This window comes from uncultured Umboniibacter sp. (assembly GCF_947497555.1).
Taxonomy (GTDB): domain Bacteria; phylum Pseudomonadota; class Gammaproteobacteria; order Pseudomonadales; family DSM-25080; genus Umboniibacter.
Map to the genome: position 1 here is coordinate 391866 of NZ_CANMGY010000001.1, position 23892 is coordinate 415757.

22 protein-coding genes are annotated in these 23892 nt (G+C 50.1%); 6 read left to right on the forward strand and 16 right to left on the reverse strand.

Annotated features, from left to right (window positions below; translation table 11 throughout):
* Window positions 1–25: 25 nt before the first annotated feature.
* Both Q0698_RS01710 and Q0698_RS01715 read right to left on the reverse strand, forming a co-directional pair.
* Entirely contained in the window at window positions 26–466 is a 441-nt protein-coding gene (locus tag Q0698_RS01710; RefSeq protein ID WP_298633102.1) for an NfeD family protein, read from the reverse strand.
* A 12-nt stretch (window positions 467–478) separates the two neighbouring features.
* A complete protein-coding gene (locus Q0698_RS01715; RefSeq protein WP_298633104.1) occupies window positions 479–1381 on the reverse strand; it encodes an SPFH domain-containing protein in 903 nt (300 codons plus the stop codon).
* A 117-nt stretch (window positions 1382–1498) separates the two neighbouring features.
* Here Q0698_RS01715 and Q0698_RS01720 point away from each other — a divergent pair, with 117 nt between their 5' ends.
* Entirely contained in the window at window positions 1499–1813 is a 315-nt protein-coding gene (locus tag Q0698_RS01720; RefSeq protein WP_298633105.1) for a DUF6471 domain-containing protein, read from the forward strand.
* 89 nt (window positions 1814–1902) lie between these two features.
* On the opposite strand, the gene Q0698_RS01725 is transcribed toward Q0698_RS01720, so the two are convergent.
* The 12 genes from Q0698_RS01725 to Q0698_RS01780 all read right to left on the reverse strand — a co-directional run bounded on the left by Q0698_RS01725 (window position 1903) and on the right by Q0698_RS01780 (window position 14769).
* On the reverse strand, window positions 1903–3198 hold the full coding sequence (locus Q0698_RS01725) for an adenylosuccinate synthase (RefSeq protein WP_298633107.1): 1296 nt from the start codon (window positions 3196–3198) through the stop codon (window positions 1903–1905).
* 26 nt (window positions 3199–3224) lie between these two features.
* The gene (locus Q0698_RS01730) at window positions 3225–4385 is read right to left on the reverse strand and encodes an ATP phosphoribosyltransferase regulatory subunit (protein WP_298633109.1); all 1161 of its coding nucleotides are present in this window, start codon (window positions 4383–4385) and stop codon (window positions 3225–3227) included.
* 139 nt (window positions 4386–4524) lie between these two features.
* Window positions 4525–5406, reverse strand: a complete 882-nt coding sequence (gene hflC, locus Q0698_RS01735) for a protease modulator HflC (protein ID WP_298633111.1) — start codon at window positions 5404–5406, stop codon at window positions 4525–4527.
* A complete protein-coding gene (gene hflK, locus Q0698_RS01740) occupies window positions 5403–6545 on the reverse strand; it encodes an FtsH protease activity modulator HflK (RefSeq protein ID WP_298633113.1) in 1143 nt (380 codons plus the stop codon). Before hflK ends, hflC begins: the two co-directional genes overlap by 4 nt.
* Window positions 6546–6642: 97 nt before the next feature.
* Window positions 6643–7962, reverse strand: coding sequence for a ribosome rescue GTPase HflX (hflX, locus tag Q0698_RS01745; RefSeq protein ID WP_298633115.1), 1320 nt, complete (start codon window positions 7960–7962; stop codon window positions 6643–6645).
* Between the two features lie 14 nt (window positions 7963–7976).
* Complete coding sequence (gene hfq / locus Q0698_RS01750) at window positions 7977–8225, reverse strand: RNA chaperone Hfq (protein ID WP_121875610.1); 249 nt, start codon at window positions 8223–8225, stop codon at window positions 7977–7979.
* Window positions 8226–8337: 112 nt separating this feature from the next.
* Window positions 8338–9282, reverse strand: a complete 945-nt coding sequence (gene miaA, locus Q0698_RS01755) for a tRNA (adenosine(37)-N6)-dimethylallyltransferase MiaA (RefSeq protein ID WP_298633117.1) — start codon at window positions 9280–9282, stop codon at window positions 8338–8340.
* 10 nt (window positions 9283–9292) lie between these two features.
* A complete protein-coding gene (gene mutL / locus Q0698_RS01760; RefSeq protein ID WP_298633119.1) occupies window positions 9293–11167 on the reverse strand; it encodes a DNA mismatch repair endonuclease MutL in 1875 nt (624 codons plus the stop codon).
* Window position 11168: 1 nt separating this feature from the next.
* Window positions 11169–12467, reverse strand: a complete 1299-nt coding sequence (locus Q0698_RS01765; protein WP_298633121.1) for an N-acetylmuramoyl-L-alanine amidase — start codon at window positions 12465–12467, stop codon at window positions 11169–11171.
* The gene (gene tsaE / locus Q0698_RS01770) at window positions 12467–12925 is read right to left on the reverse strand and encodes a tRNA (adenosine(37)-N6)-threonylcarbamoyltransferase complex ATPase subunit type 1 TsaE (protein ID WP_298633123.1); all 459 of its coding nucleotides are present in this window, start codon (window positions 12923–12925) and stop codon (window positions 12467–12469) included. The genes Q0698_RS01765 and tsaE overlap by 1 nt, the downstream gene beginning before the upstream one ends.
* Complete coding sequence (locus Q0698_RS01775; protein WP_298633125.1) at window positions 12916–14379, reverse strand: NAD(P)H-hydrate dehydratase; 1464 nt, start codon at window positions 14377–14379, stop codon at window positions 12916–12918. Before Q0698_RS01775 ends, tsaE begins: the two co-directional genes overlap by 10 nt.
* 69 nt (window positions 14380–14448) lie before the next feature.
* Window positions 14449–14769: a cytochrome c gene (locus tag Q0698_RS01780; protein ID WP_298633127.1), complete on the reverse strand. Its 321-nt coding sequence runs from the start codon at window positions 14767–14769 to the stop codon at window positions 14449–14451.
* 111 nt (window positions 14770–14880) lie between these two features.
* Between Q0698_RS01780 and queG the strand changes: the two genes are divergently transcribed.
* A complete protein-coding gene (gene queG / locus Q0698_RS01785) occupies window positions 14881–15981 on the forward strand; it encodes a tRNA epoxyqueuosine(34) reductase QueG (RefSeq protein WP_298633129.1) in 1101 nt (366 codons plus the stop codon).
* A gap of 45 nt (window positions 15982–16026) precedes the next feature.
* Here queG and orn read toward each other — a convergent pair whose 3' ends face one another.
* Window positions 16027–16569, reverse strand: coding sequence for an oligoribonuclease (gene orn, locus Q0698_RS01790; protein WP_298633131.1), 543 nt, complete (start codon window positions 16567–16569; stop codon window positions 16027–16029).
* Between the two features lie 159 nt (window positions 16570–16728).
* On the opposite strand from orn, the gene Q0698_RS01795 reads away from it, so the two are divergent.
* From Q0698_RS01795 to asd, 4 genes are read left to right on the forward strand one after another with little or no spacing between them, the layout of a single operon-like run.
* Window positions 16729–19572 carry a pitrilysin family protein gene (locus tag Q0698_RS01795; protein WP_298633133.1) on the forward strand — a complete coding sequence of 948 codons (2844 nt, stop codon included), beginning with the start codon at window positions 16729–16731 and terminating at the stop codon, window positions 19570–19572.
* Window positions 19573–19626: 54 nt separating this feature from the next.
* Complete coding sequence (gene rsgA / locus Q0698_RS01800) at window positions 19627–20643, forward strand: small ribosomal subunit biogenesis GTPase RsgA (protein WP_298633135.1); 1017 nt, start codon at window positions 19627–19629, stop codon at window positions 20641–20643.
* A 9-nt stretch (window positions 20644–20652) separates the two neighbouring features.
* Window positions 20653–21456 carry a rhodanese-like domain-containing protein gene (locus Q0698_RS01805; RefSeq protein ID WP_298633136.1) on the forward strand — a complete coding sequence of 268 codons (804 nt, stop codon included), beginning with the start codon at window positions 20653–20655 and terminating at the stop codon, window positions 21454–21456.
* Window positions 21453–22352, forward strand: a complete 900-nt coding sequence (asd, locus tag Q0698_RS01810) for an archaetidylserine decarboxylase (RefSeq protein ID WP_298633138.1) — start codon at window positions 21453–21455, stop codon at window positions 22350–22352. Before Q0698_RS01805 ends, asd begins: the two co-directional genes overlap by 4 nt.
* A 125-nt stretch (window positions 22353–22477) precedes the next feature.
* Here asd and Q0698_RS01815 read toward each other — a convergent pair whose 3' ends face one another.
* A complete protein-coding gene (locus Q0698_RS01815) occupies window positions 22478–23812 on the reverse strand; it encodes an HD-GYP domain-containing protein (protein WP_298633140.1) in 1335 nt (444 codons plus the stop codon).
* Window positions 23813–23892: the final 80 nt, after the last annotated feature.

Sequence of the window (23892 nt, forward strand, 5' to 3'; positions counted from 1 at the left end):
GGTCTTTGAGTAAGAGAAAGGCGCGTCAATGACACGCCTTCTTTGCCTGCAACGTATCACCGCTGAATGCGGTAATCACCACCTTATCTCCAACCTCAAGTGACTCATCACACACTACTGACCAGAGGCTATCGCCAATCTGAATCTTCACGCTAGCAGCGCCAACATTGACTACGCTACCTTCGTGACCGATCAACTGCGCTAAACGGTTATTAAGCTGCGGACGATCCGTTTTCTCATTGAAGGATTTGAATCGTTTTATATACAGGAATGAGAGCAATGCGGCTGATGGCGCAAAGGCCAATAACTGCAACTCCCATCCAATGGGAATTAAGGCGACTAATAATCCCGTGCCTAGGGCAGCCACTGCTATTCCCATTAGAAAACCCGCAGCCCCTAGCAGCTCTAGTGCGATTAACGCTCCAGCTAGGACTATCCAATGCCACCATAGAATTTCAATATCCATAATTAGCTCCTCTTACTCTTTGGTTGAAGCTAGTACATTTTTTATTCCGTCCAGCGAACCAATTAAGCTACTTGCCTCAAGCGGCATCAATACCACTTTAGAGTTTTCCGCACTACCAATTTCAGTAAGCGCTTGTGTATATTTTTGTGCGACGAAGTAGTTGATAGCATTAATGTCGCCGGCTGCAATAGATTCAGAGACTACTCGAGTTGCCTTTGCCTCGGCTTCAGCTTCTCGTTCACGCGCCTCAGACTCAAGGAACGCAGCGGTTCGAGCACCTTCTGCGCGAAGAATCTCGGCTTGTTTTTCGCCTTCCGCTCGCTGGATCTCTGCCTCCCTAACACCTTGTGCAACCAGGATAGCGGCGCGCTTATCGCGCTCAGCCTTCATTTGGTTTGCCATGGAATCTACGAGGTCACGTGGCGGAGTAATATCACGAATTTCAATACGTGTTACCTTCACACCCCAAGGGTCAGTGGCTTCATCAACCTTTTCCAGGAGTGCCATATTGATCCTATCGCGACTGGACAGCATTTCATCTAACTCCATAGACCCGAGTACCGCACGAATATTGGTCATCACCAAATTCTGCATAGCGCGCTCAAGGTCATTCACTTCATAGGAGGCTTTCACCGAGTCAATAACTTGGAAGAAACACACGGCATCGGTTGTGACCATGGCGTTGTCACGGGAGATAACCTCTTGAGGATGAACATCCAATACTTGCTCCATGATGTTCTGTTTGCGACCAATCTTATCAACGACTGGAACAATGAAATTAATTCCAGGACCAATGGTTTTGGTGTAGCGACCAAATCGCTCCACGGTGTACATCCAACCCTGATCAACCATTTTAATTGACATTAATACGGTAATGACCGCTACAATCAGTATGACTATCGATACGATATCCATTATAAAACTCCTTTTTTGTATTATTTGTTAACTATTATTAACACATAGTTAATATAACTTCAAATTAATTATCAACTATCGTAATATTAAGTATGTTTAACAAAAGGTAATTTGGATATGGCTGGCAGCAATTATGACACCCCCGCATTGCGTGAGGCACTCAAACGCCTAATCCGCTCTCAGATGGTACTAAAGGGGATGGAGTATAAAGAGCTCTCCGAGCGGCTAGAAGTCATGGGTATTCATCAGCGTCCTGGTACACTGCGCACTAAGATTACCACTGGCACGCTAGGTGCCCAGCTGCTCCTTGCCATTCTTATCGCGATTGGAATGAGAACACTAGACCTTGAACAAGTTCAGGATGTGATTGAAGACATCGAGAATGAGCTAGCGCAGGATCACTCGAGCAATCCTGCGACACCAACTATGTAATAGCCTCCCGAAAACGTATCGATGGCATACAAATATCAGACACAAAAAAGGCGCCTAAAGTAGGCGCCTTTTGCGATTCTCAATGTAGCTTATGCTTCGAAAGGATGGCGCAATACTACCGTTTCAACTCGGTCTGGGCCCGTAGAAACGATATCGATAGGAACGCCACATACTTCCGAAAGGCGGGCGATATAATCCAGCGCTGCCTGAGGAAGCTGATCCATAGACGTAGCGCCCACGGTATTCTCAGTCCAACCGGGCATCGACTCATACACTGGCTTAATAAGTTCGTATTCGTCTGCAGAGGTAGGCGCTGCAACTGACTCACCGTTAGCATTATGGTAAGCCGTACAAATCTTCACTTCTTCTAGCCCGTCTAAAACGTCCAACTTAGTTAAGCAAATACCGGAAATTGAATTGATACGAACCGCTTGCTTAAGCGCCACGGCATCAAACCAACCGCAACGACGTGCACGGCCGGTAGTGGTGCCAAATTCGTGGCCGCGTTCTGCTAGGCGAGCACCGACATCATCAAAGAGTTCGGTGGGGAAAGGACCGGAACCAACACGGGTTGTGTAGGCTTTAGTGATCCCTAAAATGTAATCCAGATAAAGCGGACCGACACCAGAACCTGTCGCAGTGCCACCGGCGGTAGTATTCGACGAGGTTACAAAAGGGTAGGTGCCATGATCAATATCAAGCAATGAACCCTGAGCGCCTTCGAACATGATATTTGCGCCATTCTCACGATAGGTGTGAAGTAATTCAGTCACGTTAGCGACTAATGGTCGAAGATCTTCGGCCATTGCTAGCGTTTCCTGAAGTGTTTGCTCATAAGAGATTGCTTCTTCACCGTAATACTCGGTTAGCATGAAGTTGTGGTACTTCATAACACTTTTGAGCTTTTCAGCGAATAGTTCTGGATTGAGTGCATCGCCCAGGCGAAGGCCGCGACGCGCTACCTTATCTTCGTATGCCGGACCAATACCACGACCGGTGGTGCCGATCTTTTTAGCGCCACGGGCCTTTTCTCGTGCTACATCAAGCGCCACATGAATAGGCAGAATCAGTGGGCAGGCGTTCGAAATGGTGAGACGTTCACGAACCGGCACGCCATTGCCTTCGAGGCCCTTCATTTCTTTATGAAGCGCATCGAGCGCAACGACTACACCATTACCAATGGCACAGTGAACTTTTTCGCGCAAAATTCCTGACGGAATCAGGTGCAAAGCGGTCTTTTTGCCGTCAATTACTAACGTGTGTCCAGCGTTGTGGCCGCCTTGAAAGCGAACAACTACTTGCGCGCGATCCGTTAATAAATCAACAATTTTACCCTTGCCCTCGTCACCCCATTGCGTGCCAAGTACAACTACATTATTTCCCATGGTATCTCTGCCAGTCGTTTTACAAGTTAAAGATCAATCAGCACTGCGCGCTGATCTCGATAAATTAGCTGTCGGCCACCTCTCGGTGCATCACCTTCAACTACGATGTCGCCTTTTTGGCGACGTACTTCAATTTCCTGCCATAATTCCTCAACCGCTGAAGCGGAAACGTGAATCGGCACTTGGCTATCCGGCTGCTCAACAGTTGCAACGAGGCTAAGCGCCTTCAAGTCGCAGTTAAACCCTGTTGCCGCCCGATCACGCCCAAATTGGTGACTAATATTGTTGTATCGGCCGCCGTTGGCTAATGGCTTTCCTGAGGCACTAGATAATGCCGAAAAAACGAGTCCTGTATGATAGTCAAAGCCACGCATCTCTGTCAGATCAATAAATACGGCAACCGATGGGAAGCGTTTAGTTATCGCCTTAAAACTCGTTTGTAGCTCATCCAACGCTACATCTAAGTTGTTAGTCGTGCCGCGTAACAGCCCATCTAATTCAACCAGCGCATCGCTACCACCTTGAATAGTAGCAACAGCGCGAAGTTGCTGCTGAATTTTTGTGCTTATCTGCAAATTAGCCAGTACCGCATCAGTCTGAGCAAGCGACTTTGTCTTCAACGCCGCAGCCAAGGCTTCACGATCGACCTCGCTGAGGTTCGCCGCCAACTGTAATTCTTCGAGTATGGAGATATGTCCAAGATCGAGCGTTAAGTCGGCCACGCCAATGGTCGTAAGTGTTTGCAACATTAACGACATGACCTCTACGTCACCGTTGACCGAGGGTTCGCCGTACAACTCACAACCAATTTGAATGGGCGAGCGTGATGCGAGCGGCGCAGACGGTGTAGTATGAACTACGGAGCCGGCATAGCAGAGACGATTGGCACCGGAGCAGCGCATGGTGTGGGCATCGATACGAGCAATCTGCGCAGTGATATCGGCTCGGAGCCCCATCATTTTGCCGCTAATTCGGTCCATCACCTTCAACGTTTTGAGGTCCAAGTCACTATTCTGATCTAACAGAAGTGATTCGGTAAATTCGACGAGAGGCGGGATAACCAGTTGATATCCCCATGAGGTATAAAGGTTGAGCAAATGCCGACGAAGGAATTCAACACGACGCGCGGTCTCAGGCAATAGCTCTTCAATGCCCTCCGGAAGTAACCAACGATTAACGCTACTCATCTCAACTCTATTCCTTAATAATTCCGCCCGACTGAATGCTGAATTTAGCACACCAAAAAGGCGATTTTCTTGCACAAAAAAACCGGGCAAGCCCGGTTAACGGATTCTACCACCCTATAGACGGGGCGGCTAACCTTTTTTAGTCAGCCTGGCCTTTAGAGTCCTTCAGGTAATTGAAGAATTCTGAATCTGGCTGCAAAACCATGATATCGCCATCACGGTTGAAAGTATTACGGTAAGCATCTAGGGAACGCCAGAAGGTGTAAAATTCGGTATCTTTTCCGTAGGACTCTGCATAGATAGCCGCCGCACGGGCATCGCCCTCACCGCGAAGAATCTCCGCATCACGGTATGCATTTGCTTCGATAACGATTTTCTGACGATCAGCATCAGCGCGAATACCCTCCGCAACTTCCTGCCCCTGTGAACGGTATTCACGAGCCTGACGCTCACGCTCCGCGCGCATGCGGCGGAAAACGTCGCTCGAAACATCGTTAGGTAGTTCAATTTTCTTGACGCGAACATCAACAATTTCAATCCCCAGTTGCTCTCGGGTAGCATCTACCAAACCAGCAGTCAGATCTTCCATCATTTCGTCACGCTCTAACGCTACTGCTTCAGAAAGCGAGCGCAGGGCAAACTCGTTACGCAAACCCTCTGAAATACGCTGCGCCAATAATGATGCCGCTCTGCGCACATCACCGTTAGTTGAAGTGTAGTAGCGGTCTACATCGATGATTCGCCATTTCGCAAATGAATCGACGGTTAACAATTTCTTTTCGGCGTTTAGGAAGTCTTCCGGTGGCGCATCCAGAGTTTGAACTCGCGCATCGAAGAAGCGAACATCCTCAACAAACGGTACTTTCAGGTGTAAGCCTGGTGCAATATCCGCCTCTTCCATCTTACCAAAACGAAGTTTCACAGCACGCTCAGTTTCCGACACCACGTACAAAGACTTCGACGTAATGAAAGCGAGAACTAACAGGCCAATTAGGACAAAAACTGGTTTATTCGAGCTCATCGGCGTGGACCTCTCGCATTATTTGGAACTTCGGTTGGTTGCTGGGTTCGCAGCGACTCTAGTGTTGCCTGCGCTTCGCGCATGCTAGTTTCACTTAGGTTGTAACGAGGTGCGTTGGACTGCATCAGGCGATCAAGTGGAAGGTACATCATATTGTTACCACCCTCTACATCGATCATGACCTTGTTACTGTCACCGAGGACATCTTGCATCATATCGATATATAAGCGCTGTCGAGTAACTTCCGGCGCTCGTTGGTATTCAACGAGAAGAGAATTGAAACGCGCTGTCTCACCTTCCGCTTCCGCAATCACTCGATCACGATATGCTTCCGACTCTTGGTAGACTCGCTGCGCTTGACCACGCGCAATAGGAACGATACCTAGCGCGTAGGCTTCAGCTTCCTGCTTTAGTCGGTCCCGATCCTCAAGCGCTCGGCTAACATCATTAAACGCATCGCGAACATCCGCAGGCGCTTCAGATTGCTCAATGGCAACTTTAGTCACCTCGATCCCCGTATCATAGACATCCATTAGTTCTTGCAGGCGAACACGTGCTTCCGTCGCAATCGCTGCTCGACCATCCGTAAGCACCGCGTCCATATCCGTTGCACCGATGACTTGGCGTAGCGCCGAATCGGTCGCTTCACGCAAAGATCGCTCAGGGTTATCAACCTTGAGTACAAAGTTTTGAATATCAGAAATGCGATACTGCACCGAGATGCTTACTTCGACCAAGTTGAGATCTTTGGTCAACATACGGCCGCTGGTGCGGTGAGGACGGAGGTTCGTCACGTTCTCGATCGTTACATCATCGATTAATGGCGGATTCCACTGCAGACCAGGGCCGACGACTTCATGGAACATTCCCAGACGCAAGACTACGCCGCGTTCCTGTTCGTTCACTTGGTAGATGCCCGAGGCACCCCACAGAAGAATCACGACAGCGATAACCAGCCCAACAATCCCCATGGAGGATCCTGAACCACCTTTGCCACCGTTTGATGAGCCACCACCGAACAGGCCGCGCAGGCGGTCATTCAGCTGTTTCAGTGCATCGTCAAGGTCCGGTGGGCCGTCGTTCTTATTGCCGCCACCCCAAGGGTCACGGCCTTTATCGCCGGGCTCATTCCAAGCCATAATTTTTCTCCAATATCGTTAAGCAAATTGTTATGTATGCAAATATAGTCATTTGCCGGAGCAATTACTACCGCAGTAACCGAAGTGCTGCGTCAAATTAGAATAGCGTTGGTTTCGGCTTCGGATGTCCAGCTGCCGCGAAAGCCCCATCCGCCTCGGCGTCGTGAGCTCGCATCTGAGCAAGGTTAATTGTACTAATTTTGACATCCAAACTGACGTTACCATTATCTAAGTAAGCTTCACTAGTCACGACACCCCGATTATGGAGTTCAGCACGTAGCCGCCCCTGAGAGGGCTGTAGCTCCAACCGAGCACTAATGACCCCGGTGCCCAAGCGCTCTCGTAGCGCCGCCGCCAACTGACCAATACCCGCGCCCGTGACGGCGGAAACCCATACTCGCCACGGCACGCCATGTTCGTCACGATCGATGCGCCCCTCTTCATAGCCCAAGAGGTCAATCTTGTTGAACACCATCAGCGTAGGAAGTTCCTTAGCTTTGATCTCCTCCAATACTTCATCAACGTGCGCAATTTGTTCATCCCGCCCCATCTCACTCGCATCAACGACATGGATCAATAGATCGGCTGAAGCCGCCTCTTCTAGCGTGGCGCGAAACGCTTCAACTAAGCGATGCGGCAGGTGGCTGATAAAACCAACGGTATCAGCTAACACTACTGGCCCCACATCTTCAACCTCAATCCGACGCATAGTGGGATCTAGCGTGGCAAACAACTGATTCGCTGCAAAGACGTCTGAATTAGCAAGGCGATTGAACAGCGTGCTTTTACCCGCGTTAGTATAACCAACCAACGACACGGTAGGTACTGATGCACGTGTGCGAGAGCGACGACCTTCGGCACGAGTCTTACGTACTTTATCAAGCCGGCGTTCAATATACTGTATACGCTCGCGGAGCATTCTCCGATCAGATTCCAACTGGGTTTCACCCGGACCACGCAGACCAATACCACCCTTTTGACGCTCCAGGTGCGTCCAACCGCGAATCAAACGTGTAGACATATGGCGTAACTGAGCCAGCTCAACCTGCAGCTTCCCTTCATGGGTCCGTGCACGCTGAGCGAAAATATCAAGAATCAAGCCAGTTCGATCAAGCACTCTACAGCCCAATTGCGCTTCAATGTTGCGCTCCTGTGACGGGCTTAGGTTGTGATCGAAAATAACAAGTTGGGCGGCTTCCTGCTCAACCGTTGCACGAATTTCCTCAAGCTTACCGGTACCAACAAAATATTTTGCGGTGGGCATTGCTCGCTTTCCAGTAATAAAAGCTACAGGATCACCGCCAGCTGCTAGAACTAGCTCTTCAAATTCGCGGGGGTCTTCGGAAGATTCTAATTGAGAGAACTCAAGGTGAACTAGAACGGCAAGTTCACCTGAGTCGGGTCGATCAAAAAACAAAGGAATATCTTTCCTTATTCAGCGTCGCTAGCCTCAGCTGGATTAGCAACTGGAACGCGCACGGCACGAGCAGGGACAATTGTTGAAATTGCATGCTTGTAGACCATTTGGCTAACTGTATTCTTAAGGAGGACAACAAACTGGTCGAACGACTCAATTTGACCCTGCAACTTAATACCGTTGACGAGGTAAATTGACACAGGAATGCGATCTTTTCTAAGAACGTTTAAATAAGGGTCTTGTAGGGTATGCCCTTTTGACATGACTTTCTCCTTGAGTGATTAAGCAATCTAAAACGACTATAGCAAACTTAGGTATAGCATGACTGCCAAAAAAATGGCGAATTAATTCTTCGCAAGTCGAAGTGTACCACCGTTAGTCCTGCTGATAGTAGCGCAAAGCGACATTATTTAGACTGTCCCAATCAGGGGTTCCCGAAACATTGAGGTGAAAAACATCCTCCCAGCCACGGAGCCAGGTAAATTGTCGTTTGGCCAGCTGCCGAGTAGCCGCGAGAACCTGCTCCCTCATCGCATCAAAGCTAAGTTCACCAGCCAAGTAAAGCCACATTTGCCGGTAGCCCACGGAGCGCATAGAAGGCAAATCGAGATGAAGATCCCCTCGATTCATCAGTGCGGTCACCTCAGTTTCGAAACCAAGCTCCATCATCTGGGCGAAACGCAGCTCAATGCGCCGATGAAGTATTTTTCGATCGGCTGGCATAACTGCCATTTGCCGAACGTTGTAACGTTCACGCAGGTCATCCTTTTTCTGCTCGGTGTGCCACTGCGTTAGGGGTTTGCCGGTTTGTAGAAACACCTCATAGGCGCGCGACAAACGCTGGGAATGATTGGGGTGAATTCGTTCTGCGGCAGTGGGGTCAACCTGAGCAAGTAACTCGTGCACAGCCTGCCAACCACGATCCTCTGCAATGGCCTCCACCGCCGAGCGCACCGCTGGGTCAGCAGACGGCATATTTGCTACACCTTCTAACAGCACTTTGTAGTAAAGCATGGTGCCGCCCACAAAGAGCGGCGTCCGATTGCGGGCATGACTGCGCTCAATTTCACGTAACGCATCATTACGGAAGTCTACCGCGTTATAAGCATCAGCTGGGTCGCGAATATCAATTAAACGGTGCGGCGCTTGAGCAAGTTCTTCCGCTGAGGGCTTGGCGCTACCAATATCTAGACCACGATATACCATGGCCGAATCCACCGAGATGATATCAAAGCCGCCGGTCTTATAGAGCTCGATAGCCAGTGCGGTCTTTCCCGATGCAGTAGGGCCCATCAAAAAGCCGACGCGATCTGTCGCCAATGAACTCACGCTACTGACCCCGAAGGAAGAGTTTATCAAGTTGGTTCAAGGTCATAAGCGCCCATGTAGGGCGGCCGTGGTTGCACTGGCCGCTGCGTTCAGTTTCTTCCATGTCACGAAGTAAGGCATTCATTTCCGGGATCGTAAGCTTTCGATTCGCTCGGACTGATCCGTGACAGGCCATGGTGGAAAGTAATTCATTCACATGCGCTTCAATACGATCGGAAGTGCCGTATTTCTCAAGATCCACCAGCACATCATAGACGAGCTGTTCGATATTCGCCTGACTTAACAGCACTGGAACCTGACGAATAATCAAACTTTCATCACTGACTACATCAATCTGAAAGCCGAGCTTTTTAAACAGGAGTTGATGTTCCTCTGCCGCTTCTACCTGGCCTGCTGACGCCGCTAAACTCTGGGGCACAAGCAGCGGTTGCGCTAACAATCCATTGGCGGAAAAATCGGCTTTCATACGCTCATAGGTAATGCGCTCGTGAGCCGCGTGCATATCAACCACAATAAGTCCCTGCTCATTCTCCGAAAGAATGTAGATGCCCTTTAGCTGCGCAACTGCGAAGCCAAGGGGCGGAATATCTGCGGCGCTGGTTTCGCTCAACGGCTGAGGCGAATAGGGGGCTACTGAAGTTAGGTCAGCGCTTTCAGCCGCCGAGGTAGTGTCAGAATATAGCCCCTTCCAATCGCTATTCTGACTGGGTGGCGCAGGCTGATAGCCAGCGCCAAAATTCCCAGTGCTACCGGCAGCGTCCGCCGCCTTCGCAAAACCCAGTGGGCGTTGCTCGTTAATTGCGTTAACAACTGCTTCATTCGCCAACGCTGATTGCATTGCCGATGCATCCATCGCGCCGGGTAGCGAGTCACTTGGCTTTAAATCCGCAATGACTCTATGGAGCGTCCGAAATAGGAAGTCATGGACGAGACGCTGATCGCGGAAACGGACTTCGTGTTTAGTTGGGTGCACGTTCACATCAACGGTTGCTGGATCCAACTCCAAATACAGGACAAATGCTGGGTGGCGCCCGTGGAACAGCACATCACGGTATGCCTGACGAACCGCATGGCTCACTACACGATCTCTGATGGCTCGACCGTTGACAAAAAAGTACTGAAGGTCTGCCTGAGAACGAGAGAATGTAGGCTTGGCTAACCAACCCCATAATTTCAATCCCGACGCCGCGACGTTAACGTGAATCGCATCTTCCATAAACGCCCTGCCACAGAGCTCTGCAATTCGGCGCTCCATGGATAATTGGTCTTCTCCAGAGCGAAGCGAGTGAACCGCCTTACCATTGTGCCTCAGCGTGAAGTTCGTACTAAAATTGGCAAGCGCTATGCGCTTGAAAGTATCATCGATCCGCCCGAACTCAGTTTTTTCAGTACGCAGAAATTTGCGTCGTGCTGGCGTATTGAAGAAGAGATCTCGGACTTCAACCGTGGTTCCCTGAGGGTGTGAGGCAGGGCTTAACTCAGGCACCATATCAGCGCCCTGAGTTCGAGCTTGCCACGCCTCTTCACCATCTTCACTCGAACTCATCAACAGCTTCGACACTGAACTTATCGATGCGAGCGCCTCACCGCGAAAACCCAAGGAAGTAACCGCCTCAAGATCGTCGAGCTGGTAGATTTTTGACGTTGCGTGGCGGGATAGAGCTAAGGGTAGATCATCCGATGCTAAGCCGGAACCATTGTCGCGAACACGAATGAGCTTAACGCCTCCTTGCTCCACATCAATATCAACACGAGTTGCGCCAGCGTCTAACGCATTTTCTAACAGCTCTTTTGCCACCGAGGCCGGCCGTTCAACAACTTCTCCCGCAGCAATTTGGTTTGCTAGCCGAGGAGTGAGGGTACGAATTTTAGTCATATTACTCGTTAGGAATGATTAAGGTTTGACCAATGCGAATCACATCGGTGCTCAAATTATTCGCCGTTTTGATGGCTTGAACGCTAACGCGGTTGCGCTGAGCAATCAAACCAAGCGAATCGCCCGGCGCAACCGTATGCTCGCGAATCAAGCCAGTCTTATAGGCAGCTAGCAGCGTGCCAGCAGGAGGAAGAGCACGGAAATAGGCGTCGACTCCGTTAAAGATACGCTGCGCCATCTTGCTGCGATAATCTCTCGTCGCCAATTTGCGCGCTTCCCCGGGATTCGAAATAAAACCGGTCTCGACCAAAATCGAAGCAATATCTGGGTTCTTCAGCACTACAAAACCCGCTTGCTCTACACGTCGCTTATGCAGACGAGCGATACCGCCGATTTCATCAAGCACTTCTGCACCCACCTCGAGACTGTGAGACAGCGTTCCGGTCATCGAAAGATCGAGCAGTACGCCCGCGAGGATTTGATCTTCCATATCTACGAGATTAACGCCGCCAACCAAGTCCGACTGATTCTCGGACTCGGCGAGAAACCTTGCCATCTCGGACGTGGCACCGCTCTCGGATAGCGCAAACACCGATGCCCCGTTAGCTTGAGGGTTGGTAAAAGCGTCGGCATGAATTGAAATAAAGAGATCGGCTTGCCGCTCACGGGCGATGTCGTTTCGCCCTCGCAGCGGGATATAGTAATCACCATCACGGGTTAAGTAGGCTTCGTAGCCAGCCGTTGCGTTAAGCTTATCCACTAAGCGTTTGGCGATATCGAGGACAACATTTTTTTCTCGCAAGCCTCCGGGCCCAGAGGCACCGGGATCCTCACCGCCATGACCGGGATCCACAACTACCCTAATGTTACGGTTAGCGGAGGTATCAACGGCAATAACGGAAGAGGGCGCGTCGACTTCAGGAACGTCGACCACCAGCCGAGGGCCCGCATCAGCCGTTGCACCAAGAGTAAGGGTTTTAACCCCTACACTACGGCTTAAATCAATGACTATGCGCAGTTTGTCGTCACTGGTTGAATAGCGTAAGCCATCCACACTGCTGCTTTCTTCAAAGCTGGGTAGGCCTACGTGAGAAAGTAAGCTACCCCTCTCAATATCAATCACAAAACGGCTAGGATTATCTAACGCGAAGGAGCTGTAGGAGGCTGCTTCATTCATATCGAACACGATGCGGGTGTTATCCGGGGCGTGGTAAGTTCGGATCCCCTGCACCGTGTTAGCGAGACTAGCGGCGCTAATAAAGATCAGAATAAGGGCAATACAACCGTTACGCAGTATCATTATTGGCCATCCTGCGACGTAATGGCCGCAACCAAATTCTTTGCCGCCTCACTGCGATGTTCAAAACTAACTTCCCGGCCTTCATTCTTCGCATTCAAATTAATGATCAAGTCCGGCGAAGGCAACATTCCTGCTCCACGTTCGTCCCACTCAATCAGCGCGATACTTCGATCCGAAAAGTAATCACGAATACCCATGTATTCTAATTCTTCGGGATCACCCAAGCGGTATAGGTCGAAGTGGAAAAGTTGCCACGGTTTGAGGTCGTAGGGTTCTACTAGCGTGTAGGTTGGACTCTTCACCGCGCCAGCATGACCGAAGCCTTGTAAAATACCACGACTGAGCGTGGTTTTACCCGCGCCTAGGTGCCCGCGAAGAAAGACCACTGCTCCACCCTGTAAGCCACGCGCTATGCTCTTCCCTAGCGCAATTGTAGCGGCCTCGTCTGCTAACCACATGTGCCTAACTCTACTCCATTGATATGCGCTCGAATGAGCACCAATAATTCACTCACACTTAATCCGCGTTCGCCATGATTGTCTCGCCACTGGTCGGCTGCCTTACCGTGCCAAAATACGCCAGCGGCGGCGGCCTCAAAGGGAGTAAGTCCCTGTGCCTGAAGCGCCGCAATCACTCCGGTGAGAATATCGCCCGAACCGGCCACGCCCAGCGCTGGGTTACCCGATGAATTGATGATACATCTATCCGCGTCACACACAATGGTTCCCGGGCCTTTTAACACCACAACACCACCAAATCTCCGCTGTATCTGCTTAGCGGCTGTTATTCTATCAGCATTTACGGCCGCTGCAGAAACTCCTAATAGCGCCGCGGCTTCACCTGTATGAGGTGTTAACACCCACTGGTTAGAAAAGCTTGGCTTCGTCGCCAACAGCCTGAGCGCTCCGGCATCCAGGACGGCAGGGCAATCTAATTGATGGCAAAGCGTCAGCGGGCTATGGTCATCGTCAGCCAAACCTGGACCCAGTGCCAAAACAGAGAGCGACGCAATATGCTCTAGCTGTTCATGGCGACACACCATAATTTCGGGCCGGCGAGCATTGATGGCAGCTTGTCCTAGCTCATCGGTAGCCAACGTTACCAACCCAGCACCACTAAATAGTGCCGCTTCCGCCGTGAGTATGGCGGCTCCCGCAGTTTGCCGTGCGCCGCCATAGACGACAACATGCCCTGCTTGGTGTTTAAAATGATTGATCGAGCGCGCGGGCAATGAATCTACGGATATTAACAGTTCGGCCTGGCGCTGATAGGGTTCAATGAATCGAGCATGGCAACCTAGGTCAAATTTTTCTACTTGCCCAGCAACCTCTTTGCCGCCCCCGGTAAGCAAACCCGGTTTCAAGCTGAGGAAGGTTGCGGTGACTTTTGCAGGAATTGCATTGACGGCGTCTCCTGTATCAACATTTAAGCCCGAGGGACAGTCCACGGCAAGGACAGGAATGTCACTGTCTATAACATTTTGAAACAGTGTCTTTAAGTTGGGTTTTAAGGGAGGTTCGAAGCCCACACCAATTAGCGCGTCGACGAGTAGATCGGCATTAAACGCCACACCTTTAGACCAATTCAGCCAAGATACCCCAATCTGGGCAGCCGCTTCGAAGGCTAATTTAGCGTCGCCCATGAGTGACCCTGGGTCTACCACAGTGACAACCTCCACGGACCAACCCGTTTCTTTGAGTTCGGCGGCTATTTGCCAACCGTCGCCACCATTATTACCACCGCCACATAGCACGATGCAGTGCTGGGGATTGAAATGTGTCTGGATAAGCTCCACACAGCAGTGAGATGCCCGTTTCATGAGGGAATAGCCGGATATGCGTTCTACCTGTTGAAAATCCCTATCAAGCAGCTTTACGTTGTCACTTGATAGGGTGGGCTGCCAATGCAACATGGCTAATCTCCGCTTCGTTTATAACCAGTGTTCCGTGTTACAAAGCGAGTTGCAAGGCTAGTTTTACAGTTAGTTAGCCATCGCTGCGTAATAGGCGGCAAGGTTTTCGATATCCGCATCGGATAACGCCGCTGCTTGGCCGGCCATCACTGCACCGTTACCGACGGGTTTTCGATCGCCACTTCGGTAAGCTTTGATTGAGTTGATCAAGTAGAGCTCATTCTGCCCCGCTAGATTTGGGTACCCTGGAATCACGGCCTTACCATCTGCGCCATGACAGGCAGTACAGACGGCGGCCTTTGCTTCCCCAGCGACGGGGTCACCCGCACCGATAGCAACCGAGCTTAGCGCGATACCTAAAGTCAAAGTAGCTAGATTAGCTTTATTCATATCATTATCTCCATGAGTGAAATCGTGATTGTCTACGCTTTATACGCTAAGATTCGCAATTCGTCTCTGTTGTTGATAGCAGAAATTTCAACGTCACCCCAAGTGAGTGTTATGACCGAATCACACCCTCTTAATCTGCAAACGGCAGCCCGACAAATAAAGACCTGGGGCACGGAGCTAGGCTTCAATGACCTTCGTATCACCGATACGGATCTCGAATTGGATGCGGCACGCCTGAAGGCATGGCTCGGCAATAATATGCACATGCCATTAGAGTGGATGACGGACCATGGCGACATGCGCTACACCCCTAATTCTCTTTTGGAAGGCACTCAGCGGGTGATCTCAGTAAGACTTAACTATTTACCTGAAGACGTTGACCTTATTGCTCCGCTAAAGAACGAAAACGCGGCCTACATTTCGCGCTATGCCTTGGGCCGCGATTATCACAAACTGTTTCGTAAGCGTCTCGCTAAGTTGGCAGCCAAAATTTCCGAGGCCTTTCCCAACAGTACTCAGCGGGCGCTAGTGGACTCGGCGCCGGTGATGGAAAAAGCACTCGCTCGCAAGGCTGGTCATGGCTGGGTAGGTAAAAACTCGTTAATTATCCACCCTGAAGATGGCAGCTACTTCTTTTTGGGGGAAATTTATACGGATCTTGAATTGCCGATTGATCAACCCGATGATGCGGACCGCTGCGACGATTGCGAAGCTTGTCTGAAGGTTTGCCCTACCGACGCGTTCATAGCGCCCTACCAGCTAGAAGTGAAGCGCTGTATTTCGTATCTAACCATTGAGAATACCGGCCCCATTCCACTCGAATTCCGTGAGGCGATTGGCAATCGGGTTTTTGGGTGTGATGATTGTCAAATTATCTGTCCCTGGAACAAACAGCCCGCTACCACCAATGAAGTCGATTTCTCGCCGAGGAACGATCTGGACAGTGCGGATCTATCGCGGTTATTTCGCTGGAATGAGGAGGAGTTTTTGACAGCCACCGTAGGCTCGCCATTACGGAGATCTGGCTATCACAATTTCCTGCGCAATTTGGCAATCGGCCTCGGTAACGCCCCAAGTAGCGACGAACATATCTCCTTGCTTAAACAGCGCCTCGCGGAGAATATCAGCGAACTGCTCAACGAACATATTCAGTGGGCTATCGAACGCCAGGAGTCGCGCCGCAAGCGTCGCCGCAAAAGTAAACGAGCCTAGAACCCAGAACCCAGAACCCAGAACCCAGAACCCAGAACCCAGAACCTAGAGCTTAAAAAGCTGCTCTCGATAGACTACCAACTCGGCGATAGAGTCCCGAATATCATCTAAGGCAAGGTGTGAGCCTTTCTTATGTACCTGATCAAGCGTGGCAGGGCTCCAGCGACGAGCCAATTCCTTGAGCGTAGAAACATCGATCATACGGTAGTGAAAATACGCTTCGAGTGCCGGCATATACTTCACTAAGAATCGACGATCTTGACCAACTGAATTGCCACAAATCGGTGAGACGCCGCTGGGCACCCACTGTTTTAGAAATTCAATCGTCTCCGCTTCGGCTTTAGCAAGATCAACGTGGCTGCGTAGACATCTTTCGGTCAGCCCTGAACGACCGTGATGCTCTATACACCATTCATTCATAGCAGCTAACGCTTCCTCACTATGGTGAATGGCGATGCTAGGCCCCTCGGCCAATACATTAAGTTCGGCGTCAGTAACAATGGTGGCAATTTCAAGAATGGTATCAACCTCAGGCTCTAAACCCGTCATTTCTAGGTCAATCCAAATTAAGCGCTGATCAACAGACATAGTGGCTTCCTAATTAGTCTCATCGCGATGATAGCACAGCTTAAGCCACCACGTAGAATCCACAGTAGAGCACCTCTTAGTTTCACTGGCAACTACTGTATCCCCCGCAGAAACTGTGCAATACTCGTACTTCGAAAAAATCAATTATGGACTCAAAAAATGAAGAAGCTGCTTGCGTTTTCCCTTGCTATCTTCGCGGTCACTGGTTGCCAACAAAACAGTTCTTCTGACGAACTCGTTTTACCGGCTGGCATGCGCCTCGTTGAAACCGTCAACTCCACTCCTGATGATGTGGTTATCTCCTATCAGAAGTTCGAACTCGACAACGGCCTAACCGTCGTTCTCCACCAAGACTTATCTGACCCGTTAGTTGATGTAGATGTAACCTACCACGTAGGCTCAGCACGTGAGCAGATTGGTTATTCGGGCTTCGCTCATTTCTTCGAGCATATGATGTTCCAGGGTTCTGAGCACGTCGCAGATGAAGAACATTTCGGTATCATTACAGAATCTGGCGGCACCCTAAACGGTACCACCAATAGTGATCGTACTAACTACTTCAATACCGCACCGTCAAATCAGCTGGCAACGTTGCTATGGCTTGAGTCGGATCGTATGGGCTTCTTATTGGATGCCATCACCGAAGAGACTTTCGAGAACCAGCGTGAAACCGTAAAGAACGAGCGTGGCCAGCGTGTCGATAACGCCCCTTACGGTCGCGTATGGGAAACCATGTCAATGCATACCTATCCGGCCGGCCACCCCTACTCATGGCCAGTCATCGGACATATGGATGATCTTAACCGCGCCCAAGTCGATGCGGTTAAGCAGTTCTTCCTACGTTGGTACGGACCTAATAACGCCACCCTTACTATTGGTGGCGACATCGACGTCAGCGAAACGCTGGAAATGGTTGTTAAATATTTTGGCTCTATCCCTGCAGGGCCTGACGTTGAAAAAATGCCCGCCATGCCGGCTGTATTGGACAGTGACCGTTATGCGACGCTAGAAGATCGTATCTTCATGCCAGCGATTGCGATGTCCTTCCCAACTGTCAGCTTATTCGATCAAGATGAACCTGCACTAGATGCTGCCGCCAAGATTATTGGCCAAGGCGCTTCGTCCATTCTTTACACGAATCTTGTTCAGACTGGCCGCGCATTATCCGCAAGCTTAAACCACAGCTGTGCTGAGCTCGCATGTACCATGACTGCAATTGTGGTACAGAATCGCCAAACTGGTGAAAATCTTGCGGACATGGAACAAGCTATTCGCGAGAGCTTCGATGAATTTGTGGAACGAGGTGTTAGCGATGATGACGTTGCTCGTTTTATTAGTGATGTAGAACGCAGCCAAGTATTCGGCCTTCAATCCGTATCTGGCAAAGTACGCCAGCTAGCCTATTACGAGACCTTCTTGGGCACTCCAAATGGGATGGCAAATGAGCTATCTCGCTACCGGGCGGTTACGGCCGCTGACGTCACTGACGCCTTCGATCGATTCATCGTGGGCAAGCCTGCTGTGATCGTAAGCGTTGTTCCGATGGGTATGACTGAACTTGCCGCCGGTGAAGACAATCACGAAGTAGAGCAACTCGCACCTGAGGAGCCAATGAGTGGTTTGGCTTTCCGTCCTGCTACGGATAACTTCGATCGCAGTAATCGCCCAGCCGTTCCCAATGCTAAGTCAATCAGCTTGCCAGCAATATGGGAAGGTGAGCTTGCTAATGGCGTTCGAGTGCTCGGCGTTACCAACACCGAAACACCAACAACTCGTGTAGTGGTGGGCTTCGAAGCAGGTCAGCGTGATCTAGAAGAGGGTCAAGAGGGGCTTTCAAGCTTCACCGCTTCACTCATGAGTGAAGCGACTACCAACTACACGCTTGCTGAACTTGATGCTATGCAGGAACGTATCGGCGCCAGCGTAGGCTTCAACATGGGTGACTATCAAGCGAATGCGAGTTTGTCAGTACTCACTGACGGATTAGATGGCGGCGTTGAAATTTTGCTAGAACGTCTGCTTAACCCAGCCTTTAACGAAGCGGATGTTGAACGTATTCGCGGCGAAATTCTTCAGGGCATCCAGCAGTCCAAAACCAGTGGCCCAGCGCTCGCACAGGATGCGTTGAACCAGGCCATGGGCGATGCAAGTAACCCACTCGCTCACCCGAGTTCGGGTACTACTGCGAGCATTAGCGGCTTTAGCCGTGACGATCTTGTAGGCTTCTACTCAGCCCACTTCCCAGAGCAAATGGCGGTAGTGCTTGTCAGCTCAAATCTAAGCCAGGAAGAGGTGCTAGCGGCTTTGTCCCCACTTGGTGAGATCGCTGTAGACATGCAGGAACGACCTCTTGAAAGCCTCAACTGGAAAGCGCCTGAGACTAATACCATTTTCTTCATGGACAAGCCTGAAGCGGCACAGAGCTCAATCCGCGTTGCGACTAACGGTCCACTATGGGACGTTAACGGTGACTACTGGCATGCACAGCTGATGAACTTTAACCTTGGTGGTAACTTCAACAGCCGTATCAACCAGAATCTTCGTGAAGACAAAGGTTACACCTACGGTGCCCGTTCTGGATTCCGAGGCAACCTCGAGACGGGTACTTTCATCACTAGCGCCGAAGTGCGAGCCGATTCAACCCTGGCTTCTATCCAAGAAGTATTGGCAGAATTAGCAGCATTCAAAACCGATGGCATGACAGAGGAAGAACTCAACTTCATGCGTTCGGCCTATAGCCAGCGTGATGCTCGCTCCTACGAAACTCCGTCGCAAAAGCTTCGTCTAATCAGTCAAATGGCAACCTACAACGTAGATGCCTCTTATCTTGATCAGCGTAACGAGGCACTAACAAATGCTGAGCTAGGTGAGCTCAACGCGCTCGCCAATAGATTGATTACTAATGATCAATTAGCCATCGTGGTGGTCGGCGACCGAGCTACGGTCTACGAAGACCTCGAAACGCTTGGCTTGCCAATTGTGGAACTTCAGCCAACAGAGTAACTATTTGTTGCTAAGTACGCTATTATTCGGGTCTCTAGGGACCCGAATTCTATTATGGCTAAAAGAAAGTTAACCCGCCGTCAAAGCTGGCGTATCCAAAAGATCCAAGACGAGCGCAGTGAACGAGCTGGAAAGCGGGCCGATAAAGCCGAGTCTAAACTTCACGATACACACTTGGGCGATGAGGAGTTCGGCGTAGTCATCGCGCACTACGGTGTTCAAATCGATGTGGAGTCTAAGCTTTCGGGCGATGTTGTTCGCTGTCATGTCCGCGCTAACGTACCCGCTCTGGTGACTGGAGATCGAGTTGTCTTCCACAACGGCAATCCTACCGGCGTAGTTGTGGCGCAAGAGGAGCGCGACAATATTCTTGAGCGCCCCGATCATCGGGGTCAACTGAAATTGGTTGCCGCCAACATTAATCACATGTTGCTGGTCGTTGCTCCATTTCCTGAAGCACACGCCAATCTCATTGACCGTTACCTCATTGCGGCTGAGACCAACGACATTGAGCCGGTTCTTCTGCTTAACAAGACTGATCTTATAGACCCTGAGAAGCACGCCAAGCTTATTCGCATGGTCGATAGTTACGAGGAACTTGGCTATCGAGTCGTTCGCGCTTCCTGTGTCAATGAGGCGGGATTAAGCGAACTTACGGACTTTTTAAAGGATAACACCACGGTGTTCGTAGGTCAGTCTGGTGTTGGCAAGAGTAGTTTGATTAATGCTCTCATGCCTGGGACCGACACTCGCGTCGGCACACTATCCGAATCAACACAAAAGGGGCGCCACACTACGACCACGGCGAAGCTGTTCCACTTCCCCTCGGGTGGTGATCTCATCGACTCTCCAGGAATTCGTGAGTTCTCTCTCTGGCACATGCAGCCGGAGGACGTGTATGGCGGATTTAAAGAAATTCGCCCCTACCTAGGATTGTGCAAGTTTCGCGACTGCAACCACGATCGTGAGCCTGGCTGCGCTGTTCAGACCGCGCTTGAGAATGGTAATATATCAGCCAATCGTTGGCAGTCTTGCCAGCAGATAATCCAAGGCCTTGGACAACCCAAATAGGAAACAAACATGCACCTGCCACGCTTAATCGAACCCGAAGCGCTAGTCGAGCACCTCGACAACCCTCGCTTACTGGTTATTGACCTCAGCGCAGCCGAGCACTTTGCTCAGGGTCACGTTCCTGGCAGCATCAACTTGAATTTTCGTGAACTCATTGTCGGGACTTTGCCAGCACCGGGCAAGATACCTCCGGAAGCAAAGCTGATCTCACTACTGCAACAACTTGGTATCACCCAAGATTCATGGGTGGTAGCGCTAGATGACGAAGGCGGTGGTTGGGCGGGTAGACTAATGTGGACGCTAGATTTATTTGGCTTCACCCGCACTAGTTACCTCAATGGTGGTTTGGTTGCGTGGCGCAATGAAGGCTTTACGTGTTCAACTAAAGGTCATGAAAGTGTACCAAGCAGCTTCCAAGGCTCAATTAATCCAAATAAACTTGTTGAAGCTAAGGAACTCATTTCCTCATTCAACTCGGACAATCCAATTCAGATCTTGGACGCTCGATCACCAGCGGAGTTTAGCGGCGAGAAACAGCTTTCGCTGCGAGCAGGGCATATGCCCAAAGCCATAAATGTCGAATGGACGGAGCTAATGGATCATCAGCGTAATTTGCGAATTCGCACTGACGCCCAGACATATTTACAGCAAAAAGGTATCACCCTCGATCAACCGATCGTCACCCATTGTCAGTCACACCACCGATCCGGGTTCACCTGGCTCGTTGGAACCCTATTAGAACTCGACATCCGCGCGTACCATGGTTCATGGTCGGAGTGGGGTAATCGAGAAGATACACAGGTAGAACTATGAGCACAAAATTTTCAGATCAACTCTTTGTCGCACTTCAGCACGTGTTACCGCAACATACACTGTCCCGTATAGTGGGCAGACTAGCTGCTAGCGAAACCCCCTGGATCAAAGATGCGTTTATTCGCAACTTTGCAAAGAAGTTCGATATCGATATGAGCGACGCGCAGGAGCATGACTTAACGGCTTTTGCCTCATTTAACGACTTTTTCACTCGCGCGCTAAAGTCCGAAGCTCGGCCCATTGATGCTAACGTAAACACGCTAGTTAGCCCTGCCGACGGTGTCGTGAGTGAATGTGGCACGATCGAAAATGGTCAGCTCATGCAGGCGAAGGGTCAGTACTTCAGCCTTCATAGTTTGCTTGGCGCACAACCAGAGCTAACTGATACCTTTGCTAACGGTAGCTTTGCTACCATCTATTTATCGCCACGCGACTACCACCGTGTGCACATGCCATTCGGCGGCACCTTGCGTAAGGCTATCTATGTGCCTGGGGATCTATTCTCCGTTAACGGCGTCACCGCACAATTAGTTCCTGGCTTATTCTCCCGTAACGAACGATTAGTCTGTGTATTCGACACCCCTAAGGGTCCCGTTGCGCTTATCTTGGTTGGCGCCATGATAGTTGCGGGTATTGAAACGGTTTGGGGCGGGCAAGTTTGCCCACTGAGTAAGGACATCGTTGTTAGTCAGTTTGATAAAGCCGGTCGCTCTCCCTCAGTTAAGCTCAATAAAGGCGCGGAAATGGGACGCTTCAAACTTGGCTCCACGGCTATCGTAGTCACCCCAAAAGATGCCAGTGAATGGATTGATGGTTTGTCAGCGGGAAGTGCTGTTCGTATGGGTGAAGCCATTGGTGAGTTTAAGGATAGCGAGAAGGAAACTAGTAAGGCTTAATGACTTTTTCCAGTTAGATGCTTATCTCGTTTACTGATTTGCGCCGCAGCGGACATAAAAAACCAAAGATTATTTTCAACCTTTGGTTTTTTTCGACCTCAGCGAATTAACTAGTTGCGTTAACGCTAAGCGCCAAAACCGAACAACTTCTTAAGATTGAAGCCGCCAGTATTGATATAACTGTCGCGGATCGCTGCTATGTCAATATCGATGGTTCCAGGCTCGATATCGGCTTTAATTGTAATTGGTGACTCGCCCCTGGAAAGTTTGAGTTCGGCGTCACTACTCATATCAAGAATTTTCATTTTCTCTAAGGTTTCGCCCAGTGCGTTGCGAACAATGGCTACAACAGGTCGTAGACGACGAGCAAAGTTTTGCTCGACAACGACACCTACATCACCGGTAGATAATTCAACTACAGTACCCGTTGGGTAAACTCCGATAGCTTGAATGAACTCAACTACTAACTGCTCTTGGAATAGACGATTACGAACTTTGTATAACCAGCCAATAGCCTTACTCGGCGAAAGAGTCTGTCGAGTTCCTCGCGGGTTAGATATCTCGTCATAAACCGTGACTAGGCCCGCAATCTTAGCGAGCAACGGAATCTTGTCTCCAACCAATTGATTGGGAAAGCCGCTTCCATCCAGTCGTTCGCAATGGCTCGCCACAACCTTAATGACACGACGATCTAACTCGGGAATTGAACGGAGAATGTTAACACTGTGATCAACGAAGGTCCGGTATAACTTTTCCTGTGCAGGGTTACGCTTACCAACTACTAATACTGAAGCCGGAATCTTAATCTTCCCTACATCTTTCAGCAGTAGACCCGTTGCTAAAATCTGGAGTTCTTCGCGTTTCAGCCCAATATGACGACCAAACAAAACAGCCCATACCGATGAACGCACCGAATGACCCCAGGTGTGCTCATCTCTATCGCGAATACGGGATAACCAGGTGAAAGCGTCTGGGTTACGGAGAACACTATCGACCATTTCTGTAGCGGCTTTTTGCGTACCCGCTAAATTGGGAGACCCTCCCGCTGAAACTTGCTCGTAAACCTTTTCCACTGCGTCAGTGACATGCTTGTGCATCTGACGGGCTTGGATTACTTCTTTCTTGAGAGGAGTTACTTCGGCGTATTCATCGTGAACGATTGAAATGCGTCTAACATCAATTGCCTGATTAGCTATCGACACGGCATCCTTAGCCACACGTTTACTTTGGCCCGGTGAAGCTTCCGCGTGTTTGCGGTCTACATTGATAGGCTCTCGGCCTTTCTCAGTATCAATGTAAACATACTTACAATGGAAGCTTAATTCCTTAATATCGTTCGCTGACTTGATAAAGAATCCCTGAAGAGGGAAAGAGGTCTGCGTCCACGGTTTATCCAATCTAGACACGTACATGCCCAAAGTTAGATCCGTTGTGAAAACTTTAACCTGTTTTAAACCCATCTTATAATCTCTTTACCAACTGCATTAAGAACTGAATTTCTCCAGAAGCTGTAACTGTAATCCTAATCTCGAAAGTCGCA

Coding starts and splice junctions, on each gene's coding strand:
- Q0698_RS01710 (WP_298633102.1), bottom strand. CDS start 466: ATGGATATTGAAATTCTATGGTGGCATTGGATAGTCCTAGCTGGAGCG.
- Q0698_RS01715 (WP_298633104.1), bottom strand. CDS start 1,381: ATGGATATCGTATCGATAGTCATACTGATTGTAGCGGTCATTACCGTA.
- Q0698_RS01720 (WP_298633105.1), top strand. CDS start 1,499: ATGGCTGGCAGCAATTATGACACCCCCGCATTGCGTGAGGCACTCAAA.
- Q0698_RS01725 (WP_298633107.1), bottom strand. CDS start 3,198: ATGGGAAATAATGTAGTTGTACTTGGCACGCAATGGGGTGACGAGGGC.
- Q0698_RS01730 (WP_298633109.1), bottom strand. CDS start 4,385: ATGAGTAGCGTTAATCGTTGGTTACTTCCGGAGGGCATTGAAGAGCTA.
- hflC (WP_298633111.1), bottom strand. CDS start 5,406: ATGAGCTCGAATAAACCAGTTTTTGTCCTAATTGGCCTGTTAGTTCTC.
- hflK (WP_298633113.1), bottom strand. CDS start 6,545: ATGGCTTGGAATGAGCCCGGCGATAAAGGCCGTGACCCTTGGGGTGGC.
- hfq (WP_121875610.1), bottom strand. CDS start 8,225: ATGTCAAAAGGGCATACCCTACAAGACCCTTATTTAAACGTTCTTAGA.
- mutL (WP_298633119.1), bottom strand. CDS start 11,167: ATGACTAAAATTCGTACCCTCACTCCTCGGCTAGCAAACCAAATTGCT.
- Q0698_RS01765 (WP_298633121.1), bottom strand. CDS start 12,467: ATGATACTGCGTAACGGTTGTATTGCCCTTATTCTGATCTTTATTAGC.
- tsaE (WP_298633123.1), bottom strand. CDS start 12,925: ATGTGGTTAGCAGACGAGGCCGCTACAATTGCGCTAGGGAAGAGCATA.
- Q0698_RS01775 (WP_298633125.1), bottom strand. CDS start 14,379: ATGTTGCATTGGCAGCCCACCCTATCAAGTGACAACGTAAAGCTGCTT.
- Q0698_RS01780 (WP_298633127.1), bottom strand. CDS start 14,769: ATGAATAAAGCTAATCTAGCTACTTTGACTTTAGGTATCGCGCTAAGC.
- queG (WP_298633129.1), top strand. CDS start 14,881: ATGACCGAATCACACCCTCTTAATCTGCAAACGGCAGCCCGACAAATA.
- orn (WP_298633131.1), bottom strand. CDS start 16,569: ATGTCTGTTGATCAGCGCTTAATTTGGATTGACCTAGAAATGACGGGT.
- Q0698_RS01795 (WP_298633133.1), top strand. CDS start 16,729: ATGAAGAAGCTGCTTGCGTTTTCCCTTGCTATCTTCGCGGTCACTGGT.
- rsgA (WP_298633135.1), top strand. CDS start 19,627: ATGGCTAAAAGAAAGTTAACCCGCCGTCAAAGCTGGCGTATCCAAAAG.
- Q0698_RS01805 (WP_298633136.1), top strand. CDS start 20,653: ATGCACCTGCCACGCTTAATCGAACCCGAAGCGCTAGTCGAGCACCTC.
- asd (WP_298633138.1), top strand. CDS start 21,453: ATGAGCACAAAATTTTCAGATCAACTCTTTGTCGCACTTCAGCACGTG.
- Q0698_RS01815 (WP_298633140.1), bottom strand. CDS start 23,812: ATGGGTTTAAAACAGGTTAAAGTTTTCACAACGGATCTAACTTTGGGC.